Raw genomic sequence first — 14,251 nt, forward strand, 5'->3', positions numbered from 1 at the left:
TGATCTACTACGCCCCTCTTCCTCCACCCTGAGGCCAGGCACGTTCTACATCATCAATAGAATAACCTAAAGATAGGTGAAATACAACCTTCATTTCCAGGATGCCATCGTTTGTTCATCTTTTTTGACCGGACCGGCGGGTTGGTAGTGAAGCAACAGCTGATATGGAGCATCAATCACATTCCTGCCGTAGTCGGAAAGGCGGAGGCAGACGGAGCCGGATTTCACTCTGATCCGGGCCTGTTCCGGCTCTCCTTCCCCACCCGCATCGATGAGGACTCCCTTGCTGTCGCCTTCCATCAGAATCAACAACAGCGGGTCCATTCGGGGCGTGGCGGACGTCACACGGATCGAAAGCTCCCCTTCCCGGGGAAGCACCAGCCGAAACCAGTCAAAATCCCCTTTTTTATGAATGGTTCCCTCGTAGAGAGTGGCATCAACCGGCAGCTGCAAATCGGCCATATTCCATTCGTAATCGTTATTTTCATAGGAGTCTCCGAGCGGCATCCACGTGGCAGAGAGACGGTAATACACCTCCTTCATCCGGCCTGCGCCCAGCAGTTGCACCCGTACTCGGCCGGGCGGAGCCGTCACCTTGATCTGCTCCCGCTCTTTGAGTGGATACACGGCTGACCGGCCCTCTGACATGATCTCGATCCGGATGGAGGAATGCTTCCAATCTCCCTTCAGTTTATGAAGTTGAAGCACAAGGGTTCCTGGCTGTTCGAGATCTAGTTGATACCAATCTCTGTCTGAACAGGATAAGAGGGCATCCACCGGCTGATTCAACGAGACGGGCATCGCCAGCTCCGGACGGTTGTTGGGCTCGGACAGATCGGGACTCAGAGGAATTGTCAGCGCCCGGTAGGCATCCAGAAGGCCAAAGCCCATTTCTTCGTCCCAGCGCGGCTCCCCCTTTTGTTTACGGGCGGTCTGACAGATGAGATTTCTCAGGTCCGACGGTGAGTATTCCGGATGAAGCTGTAACACGAGGGCCGCTACTCCCGCCGCCTGGGGAGCCGCAAAAGAGGTTCCGGATTCAATCCGCATGTCTGCCGATGTCCCGGTCGTAGCGATGAAATCACCGGGGGCCACCACATCCAGCCCGTCTCCGCTGTTGGAAGACGGATCATGCGTCCCGTCCATACGGACAGACCCGACTCCCAGAACTTCCGGAAGGGCCGCCGGATAGAATAGCGGGCGGTTATGGAGCAAATTCCCGTTTAAATCATAACTGGCATTCCCCCCCGCCGCCACGACCAATGTGCCTGCGCGCTCCGCTTCCCTCACCGCATCGGCGATCGCCTCCGAATAGGTCCATCCCCCTTGGGCCAGCACAATCAAATCGGCATGACGCCGGACCGCTTCCCGAATTCCTTCCGCCGTAAAATAAACATCCCCGTCATTTCCGTCTTCCATCACTTTGATCGGCATAATCCTGCCGTTCCCCACAGGTGCTTTTTCGGTCAAGGCCCCCCATACGGCTGCCAGCACACCGGCCACTTGGGTGCCGTGTCCCAGATGATCCTGCGGCGGGAGTGACTTGTTTTTCACATTGACTCCCGGAACCAGCAGCGGCCTTAATGTCGGATTCCCGAGGTCCACACCGGTATCGACCACCGCCACAATGACGGGCCCGGACCGTCTCGGCAATGATCTATGCTTATTGCGAAACACTTTCCATGCTTCGACGGCCCGGATCTGCTCCAAATAGTAAAATTCGTCCCAATTGCCGGCCGTCGGTTCCGAGGCCTGATCCGCCGTTTCAAATTTGTGGTTGGGATGCAAATATTCGATTCCCGCATGCCGCGACCAGCGATTCCACCACTCTTCTTGATTGATGCCTTCCTTTACAGATACAAGCAGCGTCTCCTCCTGACGGCTTGACCTTGCTGATGAACGATGGATCACTTGGACGGTCTCCAGAAAGGAAAAACTCGGCTCTCCCTTCCATTTGACCACCCATTCACGATCAGGGGCGGTTATTTCCGGCGGATGCGGATCCGGCATTGCTTGGGAAGAGGGAAGGACAAAAACAGCAGCTGCTGCCAACCAGACAAATATCCAGAATCTCATCAATTTCCTTTTTATGATCCATCGAATCATACTTCACCCCGTTTTTTTCTGACTTCAAATCTATCATAGCATTCACGGTCTAATTCAGTTAAAATAATAAATTGTAGTGCGAACGAAAATGATAAAAGCTCAAATTCTCCGTTTTTTGAATTCTGTCTATTTATCTTGATATTTCACATAGTTAAATGATAGTATAAAATGAGCGATTTTTTACGTACTTATTTTTACGTACTTAAAGTGGGGGTAGTATGCATAGAGTTGCACATAGCCGGGTTGATCGGGTGAAGAAAAAAAGGCGCCGCAGATGGGTCTTTCGAGTGATTACACTGGTTCTCCTGTTAACGGTCGGAATCGGCTCGTATTTTGGCTACCAAGTGGTATCCGCACTGAACAAAAGCCATGATTCCGAAGTTGGCGGGTCCAAGTTGCGCGCCCAACCGGTGAAACCGAAAGAAGAGCCCTTTGCCGTCATGCTGCTGGGCGCTGATACCATTGACGTTGAAGAGGAAAAATCGTTAGGTTGGCGGCCTGACGTCATTATGATTGCAGCTGTAAATCCCAAAACCAAATCGGCTAAACTGGTGAGCATCCCGCGGGATACGTATGTGAAAATCGCCAATACCGGCGGACACAGGAGTAAAATCAACGATGCAGCCATGGCAGGGGTTAAGAGAGGCATCAATCCTGTGGATAATGTAAGGCAAACCGTTGAAAATCTGCTCGGTATTCCGATTGACTATTATGCGAAAGTGAATTTCCAAGGATTTGTGGATATCGTAGACGCCGTAGGAGGCGTGGATGTTTATAACACGCGGTCATTCCGGGGGCCCGCGATCGGAAAGAAAATCTTTATCGGTTACGGTGACCAGCACCTGGACGGGATGAAGGCACTTGCCTACGTACGGCAGCGAAAAGATGATCCGGAAGGAGATATGGGCCGCAACAAACGGCAACAGGAAGTGATCTCCAAAATCATCGGGAAAATCGCCAGTGTGGAAGGCGTCACGAAGTTTTCAGACGTGGTGGAGGCCGTGGGCAAGAACTTCACCTTCAACATCCCTCTGAGCGAAGTCCCTTCCATGTTGGCATTGTACAAAGAAATCCCCAAGGAAAACATCGAAAGAATCGAGTTTAAAACCTATACCCAGGAATACGGAATTGTAAACGGCATCAGGAAGAAAGTTTATTGGGAAAGGTACAGAGAGAAAGATCTGGAGCAAATCCGGCAGCTTCTCAGACAACAGTTGAACTGGACCGGAAATGACAGCGGATCCGGTGCGGCCGAATCAACGGAAAACAATAACCAATAACACCCGTATCCACAGCAGAGCTCGTTCTCTGCTGTGGTTTTTTATTCCGCTTCAAACAAAGTATATGAACGGGATTCCGAAATGTTCCGTGTGGTTGACGAAACTTGAAGCTCGAACGACAAACTCCCCCTCATCCATGCAGGGGGAGTTGTATTGTTATGGAGATGATTGACATAGTAATATTATTAATAGTAATATTATTACTATGAAGAGCAAAATCAAAAAATCACCCATCGCATTAGCCATCCTTGCACTGTTGATCGAAGAACCCATGCACCCTTATCGCATGCAACAACTGCTTAAAGAGAGGGGGAAACATGACGTTATCAACGTTCGCCACCGAACAAGCATCTATCAGACCATCGACCGGTTGCGGCGGGACGGAGCCATTGCCATTCAAGGGAAAAAGCAGAATGACGGAAAACCGGAGCTAACGGTGTATGAGATTACGGATGAAGGCCGAACAGCGGTGTTCTCATGGCTGCGTGAAATGCTTTCTACCGCTAAGCAAGAATTTTTGGAGTTTCCCGCTGCCGTTTCCTTTCTCATGCTCTTAACGCCTGAAGATGTGATCGCGCAATTCCAAACAAGAGTGAGCGGTCTGGAAGATAAATTGGCTCAGATCGATGGCCAATTGCAGACAGCGAAAGAGCAGGGGATTCCCCGGTTGTTTTTGCTTGAGACTGAATACCAGCGTGACGTGTTAGCGGCAGAATTGGAGTGGGTCCGTTCGGTGATTCGCGACATCCAAACGGAAAAACTTCAATGGAATGAGGAGTGGCTGCGTACAATCGCAAAAAAATTCACTTCAACCGATCAAAATGAAGGGCATGAGACGGAGAGCGGAAGCTGAGTGCTCCGGGAAGACGGACCGAATAGAGGGGGAAATGCCATGTCCATGAAAGCCTCCAAAGGTTATAAGGGAATTGGAATGAATGGGCCGATTGCCTGGTGGTATGCCAAAAATACCCGCAAAAATATTGTGGATTACAAAAAAGATGCGAAACGGGTTGCTTCCATGGTATCCGACGGGGCTGCTATTCTCGAGCTCGCCCCGGGACCGGGATACCTGGCGATCGAGCTCGCGAAGCTCGGCAACTATCAAGTCACCGGGCTGGACATCAGTCATAGCTTCGTGGAGATCGCACGGGCAAACGCGAAGGAAGCGGGTGTGTCGATCGATTTCCGTCAAGGGGATGCCGCCGCCATGCCCTTTGATGACGAATCGTTTGATTTTATCATCTGCCGGGCCGCCTTTAAGAACTTTGCGCAGCCGGTTACAGCCCTTGACGAGATCAACCGGGTATTAAAGAATGGCGGAAAGGCTGTGATCATCGACTTACGCGGAGACGTTTCCATTGAAGCTATCAACAAACATGTCGAAGAGGATCTGAATCTGTCCGGGTTCAATTTACTGCTCACCAAATGGGCCTTTAAGTCCATGCTCATCAAACGGGCATACACAAAAGATCAATTCAGGGAGCTGGTGTCCAAAAGCAGCTTCCGGACATGCGAGCTTCAAGAGGATACCATAGGCGTAGAAGTCTGGCTGGAAAAGTAACTTCTCCAACCATCACCTTCTCCTGCTCTTTCGGATTGTCCTCATTCGAAAGAGCTTTTTTCTTATGAAGCCGGAAAAAACGGATGATACCCGTTGACCGTTTTCCCGTAAAGGGAGGAAATCACTCACTCAACCGAGTATTAGTATAAAACTCATATTAATTTCGAGAAAATCCTTCTCGGTCCATCCAAAAGCGAGGAATGAAATTGGAAAGAGTCATTCAAAGCCGGCTGGAACGGGTGAAAAAAAAGAGGTTTCGCAAAAGGCTGTTCCGGCTGTTTCTGCTAACGGTTCTCATCATTGTCGGCACAGGCAGTTTTTTCGCTGCAAAACTATTCGGAGCTCTGTCCAAAGGACATGACGACCTTGGAAAATCCAAATGGAGAGAGGCCCAGGTAGAGATCAAAAAGGATCCGTTTACCATTTTGCTCATCGGTTCTGACCAGCTGACATCCGATACGGAAAAAAAAGAGTCCTGGAGGCCCGATGTTTTGCTGGTGGCGGCAATCAATCCCAAAACGAATTCCATGAAATTGGTGAGCATTCCCCGGGATACGTATGTGGAAATTGCCAACACCCCCGGACATAAAGATAAAATCAACGCGTCGGCTTGGTATGGAACGAAAAACGGGGCGGGTGATGTAAAGAACACCATTGAAACGGTGCAAAACTTCCTTCATGTACCGATCGATTATTATGCCAAAGTGAACTTTAAAGGTTTTATGGATGCGGTCGATACCCTGGGTGGTGTCGATGTAAATGTTCCCTTCTATTTCAGTACGCAAAATCACCTCGGGCAATCATTAAAATTCAATCCCGGACCGCAACATCTGAACGGCGAACAAGCCTTGGCCTATGTGCGGATGCGCAAGAAAGACCCCATGAACGACCACGGGCGCAACAAGAGGCAACAGGAAGTAATCGCGGCTCTGCTCGAGCGGATGCTTAGCACCCAAGGTTTAGCTAAATTCACCGAAGTCACCGAAGTGGTGGGCGAAAATTTCTCCTACAGTTTTAAACCCTCTGATTTCCCCTCCTTGCTCGCCACTTACAACAAAGTGAAAAAGAATATGGAAACAATCCAGCTGAAGACTTACGGTGAAAAAAGAAAATCGGGCGGAAGGTCAGTATGGTTTGAGATTTGCTCGGATTCGGAACGAAAGCGTGTCAGCCGGATTTTGCAACAGCAAATTGAATATGTGCCGAAAGAAGACATGAAACAATCCGATGCGTATACTTCTGAGGGCAAAAATGGCACCAGATGAGCGACACAGCTTCTCCCTTCCTTTATAATGAGTGAAGGAAGGTTGTGAATGAAATGGAGCATGAGTCATATCTAACGGTAGGAGATTACGGAGAAACAGAAATCGTCATCCAAAAGTCCCGCTTCATCTGCCGCGCCAAACAGGTGATGAGCGAAGAAGAAGCGGTCCAATTCGTACAGGAGATTTCCAAACAACACTGGGATGCCACTCACAATTGCTACGCTTATCTGGTCACCGACACGGTGCAAAAGTCCTCCGACGACGGGGAACCGGCAGGGACGGCAGGGCGGCCGATTCTGGAAGTGATCCACGCCAAAAACCTGCTTTATACCGCAATCGTGGTCACTCGTTATTTTGGCGGAATCAAGCTAGGCGCAGGCGGACTGGTGCGCGCCTACAGCCAGGGAGCCGCCGCCGCAGTCGAGGCAGCCGGGATCATTCAGAGGATCATGCATCAGGAAGTGCTGCTCACCTTTGATTACAACTTTATGGGCAAAATGGAATACGAACTGCACCGTTCGGGATACCTGCTCGATTCCCCGCAGTTTGCGGAAGTGGTCCGCTGGCCCGTCTGGACACCGCTCGGCGAAGAGGGAATGTTGATGGAGCAGGTGATGAATTGGACAAACGGTCAGGCCAAAATAGAGTCAGGGAGAAAAGAATATAAAGAGGTACCATTAAAATAACCCCGCAACATGGTGTTGCGGGGTTTTGCATCAGAATGCCGGTACGACGGCACCTTTATACTTTTTCTCGATGAACTTTTTGGTTTCAGGAGAAGTCAGCGCCTTGGCCAATTTTTGCAGCGCTTCGTTCTTTTCATTTCCCTGTTTGGTCGCCAAAACGTTGACATACGGAGATTCTTTTCCTTCAATAAACAGCGAGTCCTTCACCGGGTTCAGCTTTGCCTGAAGCGCATAGTTGGTGTTGATCACCGCAAAGTCCACCTGATCCAATACGCGAGGCAATACGGCCGGTTCAAGCAGCTTAAACTGCAGGTTTTTGGGATTGGATTTGATGTTTTTCAGTGTTTTGTCCCCTTCGCGGTTATCCAGCTGGATCAATTTTTGGCTGTCGAGCAACAGCAGAACGCGGGTCAATTCGCTGGTCGCGTTTGGGATCGCCACCGTGGCCCCGTTTTTCAGCTGATTGATGTCTTTGATTTTACGCGAGTAAGCTCCCATCGGCTCGATGTGAACGCCGGCCACTTTGACGAGATGATACCCTTTTTCTTTATTGGTTGCGGTCATCCAGGGAATGTGCTGGAAGTAGTTGGCATCCAGCTGCCCTTCTTCCACTGCTTTATTGGGCAGTACGTAGTCCTGGAATACTTTGACCTCCAGTTTCACCCCTTGTTTTTCCAATTGGGGTTTCAGATGCTCCAGAATTTCCGCGTGCGGAACTTGAGTGGCCCCCACGGTTAATGTGGCAGCTTCATCTTTTTTGGCAGCGCAAGCAGATCCGAATACGGCCACTGCTGCGGCAACAAGCAATGCAGCAATCTTTTTCATGCTCTTTCCTCCTCGATGGTTTTATCTTTTGTCCAAACGTCTAGCCATCCAGTCGCCGACCCCTTGAACGAGTTGCACCAGGATAATCAGAATGATCCCGCAAGCGTACAGCATTTGGTCGTTAAAAGATTGGAAGCCGAAGCGGTAAGCGGCATCCCCGAGGCCTCCGCCGCCGACGATTCCCGCCATGGCGGAAAAACTGATCAGCGAGACGCACGTCACCGTCAATCCGGAGACGATCGCAGGCAGGGCTTCCGGGATAAGCACTTTGCGGATAATCGTCATTTTGGTGGCTCCCATTGCCTGGGATGCTTCAATCACCCCGCGGTCGATTTCACGAATCGCCGTTTCCACCATGCGCGCATAAAACGGAGCGGCTCCGGCGATCAGCGGGATGGTGGCGGCCGTCGGTCCCAGGGTTGTCCCCACAATTAATTGGGATACCGGAAATAAGAACAGAACGAGGACGATAAAAGGAACAGCCCGGAACACATTGACAACGGCGGCCAAAATCCGTTGCACCACCAGATTTTCCAAGAAATATCCCTTGTCCGTAATCACCAGCAGCACTCCGAGCGGAATCCCGAGGACGGCGGTAAACAAGGTGGAGATTCCTACCATATAAATGGTTTCACCCGTCGCTTGCCATAACAGGTTAAAATCTATTTCATTCAACACGGCTCTCCACCTCCCCATTCAGCTCCTGTAAAACTTGGTGCACATGCTCTTGTTCCCCGTCCACATGAACCCTTACACGATCTCCGTCCGCCGCTCCGGTAATTTCACCGCCAGTGAGCCGGAAGGTGATGGGACGGGTCTGAGCCAGCTTTCTTAAAACCGGCAACTGGTCAAGCTTGATTTCGATGGTGGCTTGTCCCGGACGAACCGTTTCACCGGAAGCATCTGACACCGTCAGCTCTTTTAGAAACTGTTTGGTCACCGGGTGCTGCGGATTTTTGAAAATCGCTTCCACCTCTCCGCACTCCACGATCTTTCCGCCTTCCATGACCGCCATTTTGTTGCAGATCGCCCGCACCACGCTCATTTCGTGCGTGATCAGGACCAGGGTGATTCCCGTTTCCTGATGAATTTCCTTCAGCAGGCGCAATATCGATGCGGTCGTTTCGGGGTCCAGCGCAGATGTCGCTTCATCACACAGAAGAACATCCGGATCGTTGGCCAATGCACGCGCAATGCCCACTCTCTGTTTCTGACCGCCGCTGAGTTGCGAAGGGTAGGCGTCGGCACGTTCGCTGAGCCCCACCCGCTTCAGCAACACATCGACTTTTTCATCGATTTCTTTTTTCGCCTTCCCGGCAATTTCCAACGGAAAAGCGATATTTTCCCTGACGGTGCGGGACCATAATAAATGAAAGTGCTGGAAAATCATGCCGATTTTTTGCCTGGCCAGGCGCAATTCCTTACTCGCCAACCGCGAGATTTCCTTTCCGTCCACCATCACCGCACCGGAGGAAGGAGTCTCAAGCCCGTTCAGCAAGCGGAGGAGCGTACTTTTCCCTGCTCCGCTGTGGCCGACAATCCCAAAAATATCTCCCCGCTCAATCTGGAGTGAAACCCCTTTTAAAGCCGTGACGACTTGCTGATTCTTTTGGGCCGGATATGTTTTTGTCACTTCCTTCACTTGGATCATGCGTTCTCACCGCCTAACTGAATAAAAATAAAAACCTTTCCGCACAGATGCAGAAAGGCATTCGGATCTATCGATAACCGCCTTCTCTCATCTGCCAGAACATCCATGTTCTGCAGGAATTGGCACCTTTCTGCCCTGATGGCAGATGGTTGCCGAGGTATCATCGGGCCTGTCCCTACACCTCTCTGGATAAGAGAATTCCGTGCATATGCATTTTTCAAATCAACTAGATGAAAATTTATCACGGAAAGAAAAAAAAGTCAATAATAATTTCTTTTATATAGACAAAAAATGTAATGTTATTTACAGGAAATCGGCTACGCCCCTCACTACCCAACAGCAGATGTTACGGGGAAACCCCCATCATCCATCCTCAAACCGGATGCTGTCATATTCGTGACATCTATTACTTTGACATTACATTTACTTAACAAATCGCCTATTTTTAACTACACCTGAGCCCCTTGACGTATAATAACAGTACATACCCAAACATTTACGGAGGTGCCCAATATGAACTGCACGGTCGTCGGGAAATCGTTTTGGATCGGCATCATCAATGCCTCTTGTTTGAGCGTACCGTTGTGGCTTCTGTTGTACCTCTGTCTGCGCCTCGTGTTTTAAGATGAGAATCAGATGTACTCTGTTTTATATATACAAAAACGGGCTGCCTGAAGCGAAAAGGCATCCCGTTTTGCTTTAGCGGGCTCCGCTGCCCGAGATAACCACCCAAACGGTGCGGAGCAATATTTGCATATCCAAACGGAAAGATTGATTGCGAATGTAATACAGATCCATTTGCAGTTTTTCAGCAGGGGTAGCTTCGTAACCGCCATTCACCTGAGCCCAACCCGTCAATCCCGGCTTAACCGCAAGACGCTTTTTGAAACCGGGGATTTCCTTATCAAATTGCTCCGTAAACATCGGGCGTTCGGGACGGGGACCAATTAAGCTCATATCTCCGCGCAATACATTGATCAACTGAGGAATTTCGTCGATCCTTGTTTTGCGGATGAACTTGCCGACTTGCGTTACTCGCGGATCGTTCTTCGCTGCCCATTGCGGGCCGTTCTTCTCGGCGTCTGTACGCATGGAACGGAGTTTGATGATGTTGAACGTTCTGCCGTTCAGGCCTACGCGTTCTTGCTTGTAAAACACGGGACCCGGTGATTCCAATTTAATTGCGATAGCCGTCAAAACCAGCACAGGTAACGTAAACAATAACAAAGCGATGGAAAAAACGACTTCAAAAACCCGTTTAAAGAACGGATACAGCGATGATCCACCGGCTCCCCGGAAATATGTGTGCGAATTGCTTTCATAGACCATTTTTGAACGCATCCGCTAACCACTCCTGCTGGATAAGATCTGGGAAGATGTTCAGTCGAAGATTACAAAAATGACAGTAACATTACAGAAATGTTTCAAACTCAACTGTAACCAAGTATACTGCAGATCCACAGAATTGACAATAGCCGATTTATGAGGAAATAAACCGCACGTCGGCTGAATATGAACGAAAAAGTGCGACAAATGCCGTTTTGCTACGTTTTCAACATTTCTTTGTCCATTTTACGATATTCATCCCGATAATATTCGTATGTCTTTTTCAGCCCTTCCTCCAGAGTGACCGCCGGTTCCCAGAACAGAAGAGCCCGGGCTTTTTGATTGTTGAAGTAACTATGTTTAATATCCCCGGAACGTTCCGGTCCATATTCCACCGGGTTTTGCCGGCCGGTTATCTGATTAAACAGCTGCACCACCTGATTCAGGGAAGTGCGGACACCCGTCCCAATATTGAAGATCTCGCCATCCCCGTTTTGAATGGCAGCCAGGTTGGCTTTGGCGACATCCTCCACGTAAATATAGTCTCTCGTCTGTTCCCCGTCCCCAAAGATGGTCAGCGGACTGTTGCTCAGAATTTTGTCGATGAAAATGGATATGACCCCGCCTTCTCCCCGGGGGTCTTGCCGAACTCCGTATACATTGGCATAGCGCAGAATCGTGTACCGAAGGCCGTACAAATGATGGTAAACAGAAAGATACTGTTCCGGAGTATATTTGGATACTCCATAACCGGACAGCGGATGAACGGGATGCTGTTCATCAATCGGCAAGTACTCGGGATTTCCGTAGACGGCGGCGGATGAAGCGTAGACAATTTTTCTGACTCCGGTTTGGCGGCTCGCCTCCAAGAGGCGGATCGTTCCCAAAATATTGGTGGTTGCGTCAAAGACAGGGTCATCTACGGATGTGCCCACATGAATTTGCGCCGCCTGGTGGATGACCACTTCCGGCTGTTCTTTTTGAAAAACTTCCAACAGGTGCGGACTGCTGATATCCATGCTGTAAAAGGAAGCATCCGGATGGATTTGTGTGCTTTTGCCTGTTGAGATGTTGTCTACAATCGCCACCTCAGCTCCACCAGCGATTAAATGGTCCACGATATGGGAACCAATGAAACCGGCTCCCCCGGTAACCAGTACTTTCATATCGAATGAAACCCCTCTCTCTCGAATAGGCTAACCGTTCCCGACTCTTTTCATCATCACTTCGATGGTCGTTATTTTCCCCACATTATCTTACCAGCAGTCTTGGCAAGAAGCAAAGGAAGGAAGCGGACAGCCCATCGATCACAAACGGGCATGTGCGTTTCCAAAAGCTCCCGATTCCCCGCAACGGGTATACCTTGTGCATGCCGGTGATAAAATATCATTTGAAAAGCAGCCGAGAGCGGGGAGTCACATTGTCACCCAAACGATCTGCGAAACGATTATGGTTTCGTGTTTTCACGCTTATTCTTCTCATCGGTTTGTTGGTCGTGAGTTATTTTGGCTACCGAATCTGGCTGACGGCTACCCGTATCTATGAACCGCCGACACTGACCAAATCGGAAAAAAGGGAAAAAGCGGTTTCCATCACGAAAGATGCAGTCTCTTTACTTTTGCTGGGTGTGGATGAGCGAACAGGGGATCTCGGTCGATCCGATACCATCGTGATCGCCACCCTCAACCCGATGAAAAAAACCGTCATCCTCACCAATATCCCCCGGGATACCCTTGTAGATATTCCCGGTCAGACGGAAAAAAATAAAATCAACCACAGCTATGCCTACGGCGGTGTGGAATTGACCCGAAAAACAGTGGAACGCTTTTTGGATATTCCCATCGACGGATATGTCAAAGTCAATATGCAGGGACTGGAAAAGATCGTCGATCAGCTCGGCGGAATTGAGGTCATGGTTCCTTTTGACTTCAGCTATGGCGGGTACCGGTTCCATCAAGGGAAGATGACGTTAAACGGGAAACAAGCTCTGGCCTTTGCCCGGATGAGAAAAGCGGACCCCCATGGCGATTTCGGACGAATCAGGCGGCAACAGGAAGTGCTGCGCGGCCTCATTCAAAAAGGAACCCAATTCGGCTCGATCATGAAACTGGATCAACTGCTCGATGAGTTAGGCAACCATATGAAAACCGATATTCCGCCGCTCAGGCTGTTCCATTTACAGCGGGCTTATGCGGGGATCAGGAATGAAGACATCTCCACCGTCTCCTTTCAGGGAGAAGACAGAACCCTGGACGGCACCTATTATTTCATCGTCAGCGATGAAGAAATCAACCGTGTGCGCCGAATTTTGACCCAACACATCGGGATGGAGTCTAAGACGACAGGAAACCCCAGTCAACCCTGAGAAAGGGACTGGGGTTGCTTGTTAGAAGCAAGTAACTGTGAATAAAGGGACAGCAGCTTTTTTTCTTCCGCTTTCCAATTATATACTTCCAAATGAGCCCGTCGGCCATTTTCACCCAATTGAACCCGCAAGGCTTCATCTGTCAGGAGACGCGTCACCTGCTCGGCGATTTCCTTGGGTTCAAGCGGGTTGACGACGAATCCGCAGTTGCTTTTCTCCACAATTTCCTTCCAAAGGGGAAAATCCGTAGCCACCAAAGGGATTCCGGCTGCCATGTATTCGAACATTTTGATCGGAAGCGATTCACGGTAATTTTCAATGGGATGAAGACACACCAATCCCACTTTTCCCTTTCCCAGCCAGCTTTGCACTTCTTCAAAGGGAATCCGGCCATGCAAATACACGTTTTTTTGCTTCAGCTTTTCCGGGTCCCGATCTTCCGGGGCGATATGCTGAAGGGGACCGATGAGATGGAGTTCAGCCTCCAGTTCAGCAGGAATAAAATCCATCATTCGGATCATCTCGCGATAACCGCGAAGGTAAGAGATGCCTCCTACATACAAGATCCGGTTCTTCTCATCTGCTTTTTCAGGAGTAACTGAAATGGGCAGGGGATAGTTTTTGATCACTGTCACCTGGCGGGCACTCTCAAACTGGTCGCGAATCGATTCAGTCGCTGTAATGACCGCAGCCAATTGTTTGGCTAACCATTTTTCGACCCTATGTACCAAAAAGGATAGAGGGGATCGAAGCAGTTTGGGAATCCAGAGCTTGGTATGCAGCTGCTTGGGCAGGTCCTCATGCGAATCATAAATCACCGGGCAGCCTGTCCGCCACGCAAGCAGGACTCCCCAGGGAAGCAATTCCGGGTCGTGAAAATGGAAAAGGTCCGCACCGCTTTTTATGGCCCGCCTGTATAAAGTCCACCCGCTCCAGAGCCGCTTCCATCTTTTATTCGCACGTTTGACTCCGACAATGCGTATTCCCTGTTCTTCTTTCTCCGCAAAATCGGCCACTGCATGCAGCTCCACCTGATATCCCGCTTTAACCAAAGAGACGGCTTGTTTGTGAAAAATGCGGGAATCATCATACGGATGTACCGAACTGAAAATCATGATTTTATGGACCACAAACTTCCCCCTTTCTGCATGACCCATGATTCAAAGGGAGTTTTTCTTTGAGAAAA

At 49.7% G+C, this 14,251-nt stretch carries 13 protein-coding genes and 1 riboswitch; of the genes, 6 read left to right on the forward strand and 7 right to left on the reverse strand.

What is annotated here, in order from left to right; genetic code table 11:
• Positions 1-90: 90 nt before the first annotated feature.
• A complete protein-coding gene (locus tag BMW55_RS02045) occupies positions 91-2,076 on the reverse strand; it encodes a S8 family peptidase (protein WP_170839691.1) in 1,986 nt (661 codons plus the stop codon).
• Between the two features lie 248 nt (positions 2,077-2,324).
• Here BMW55_RS02045 and BMW55_RS02050 point away from each other — a divergent pair, with 248 nt between their 5' ends.
• The 5 genes from BMW55_RS02050 to BMW55_RS02070 all read left to right on the forward strand — a co-directional run bounded on the left by BMW55_RS02050 (position 2,325) and on the right by BMW55_RS02070 (position 6,898).
• Entirely contained in the window at positions 2,325-3,386 is a 1,062-nt protein-coding gene (locus BMW55_RS02050) for an LCP family protein (protein WP_089964826.1), read from the forward strand.
• A gap of 205 nt (positions 3,387-3,591) precedes the next feature.
• The gene (locus BMW55_RS02055; RefSeq protein ID WP_089964828.1) at positions 3,592-4,239 is read left to right on the forward strand and encodes a PadR family transcriptional regulator; all 648 of its coding nucleotides are present in this window, start codon (positions 3,592-3,594) and stop codon (positions 4,237-4,239) included.
• A gap of 39 nt (positions 4,240-4,278) precedes the next feature.
• A complete protein-coding gene (locus BMW55_RS02060) occupies positions 4,279-4,947 on the forward strand; it encodes a class I SAM-dependent methyltransferase (protein ID WP_244527411.1) in 669 nt (222 codons plus the stop codon).
• 206 nt (positions 4,948-5,153) lie between these two features.
• Positions 5,154-6,212, forward strand: a complete 1,059-nt coding sequence (locus BMW55_RS02065; protein ID WP_170839692.1) for an LCP family protein — start codon at positions 5,154-5,156, stop codon at positions 6,210-6,212.
• 53 nt (positions 6,213-6,265) lie between these two features.
• Positions 6,266-6,898 carry a YigZ family protein gene (locus tag BMW55_RS02070; RefSeq protein ID WP_089964831.1) on the forward strand — a complete coding sequence of 211 codons (633 nt, stop codon included), beginning with the start codon at positions 6,266-6,268 and terminating at the stop codon, positions 6,896-6,898.
• A 30-nt stretch (positions 6,899-6,928) separates the two neighbouring features.
• On the opposite strand, the gene BMW55_RS02075 is transcribed toward BMW55_RS02070, so the two are convergent.
• The 5 genes from BMW55_RS02075 to BMW55_RS02095 all read right to left on the reverse strand — a co-directional run bounded on the left by BMW55_RS02075 (position 6,929) and on the right by BMW55_RS02095 (position 11,866).
• Positions 6,929-7,723: a MetQ/NlpA family ABC transporter substrate-binding protein gene (locus BMW55_RS02075; protein WP_089964834.1), complete on the reverse strand. Its 795-nt coding sequence runs from the start codon at positions 7,721-7,723 to the stop codon at positions 6,929-6,931.
• Positions 7,724-7,744: 21 nt separating this feature from the next.
• A complete protein-coding gene (locus BMW55_RS02080) occupies positions 7,745-8,419 on the reverse strand; it encodes a methionine ABC transporter permease (protein ID WP_089964836.1) in 675 nt (224 codons plus the stop codon).
• Positions 8,391-9,374 (reverse strand): methionine ABC transporter ATP-binding protein, encoded by a 984-nt coding sequence (locus BMW55_RS02085; protein ID WP_089964838.1) that lies wholly within the window; start codon positions 9,372-9,374, stop codon positions 8,391-8,393. The genes BMW55_RS02080 and BMW55_RS02085 overlap by 29 nt, the downstream gene beginning before the upstream one ends.
• An 84-nt stretch (positions 9,375-9,458) precedes the next feature.
• A riboswitch (SAM riboswitch) is annotated at positions 9,459-9,570 on the reverse strand.
• A 503-nt stretch (positions 9,571-10,073) separates the two neighbouring features.
• A complete protein-coding gene (locus BMW55_RS02090) occupies positions 10,074-10,715 on the reverse strand; it encodes a sugar transferase (RefSeq protein ID WP_089964840.1) in 642 nt (213 codons plus the stop codon).
• Between the two features lie 203 nt (positions 10,716-10,918).
• The gene (locus BMW55_RS02095; protein ID WP_089964842.1) at positions 10,919-11,866 is read right to left on the reverse strand and encodes an SDR family oxidoreductase; all 948 of its coding nucleotides are present in this window, start codon (positions 11,864-11,866) and stop codon (positions 10,919-10,921) included.
• Positions 11,867-12,120: 254 nt separating this feature from the next.
• Between BMW55_RS02095 and BMW55_RS02100 the strand changes: the two genes are divergently transcribed.
• The gene (locus BMW55_RS02100; RefSeq protein ID WP_170839693.1) at positions 12,121-13,065 is read left to right on the forward strand and encodes an LCP family protein; all 945 of its coding nucleotides are present in this window, start codon (positions 12,121-12,123) and stop codon (positions 13,063-13,065) included.
• Here the strand turns inward: BMW55_RS02100 and BMW55_RS02105 are convergent.
• The gene (locus BMW55_RS02105) at positions 13,056-14,195 is read right to left on the reverse strand and encodes a glycosyltransferase family 4 protein (RefSeq protein ID WP_170839694.1); all 1,140 of its coding nucleotides are present in this window, start codon (positions 14,193-14,195) and stop codon (positions 13,056-13,058) included. The genes BMW55_RS02100 and BMW55_RS02105 overlap by 10 nt on opposite strands.
• Between the last annotated feature and the right edge of the window lie 56 nt (positions 14,196-14,251).

The sequence above is a fragment of the Lihuaxuella thermophila genome (assembly GCF_900110165.1).
GTDB classification, from domain to species: domain Bacteria; phylum Bacillota; class Bacilli; order Thermoactinomycetales; family Thermoactinomycetaceae; genus Lihuaxuella; species Lihuaxuella thermophila.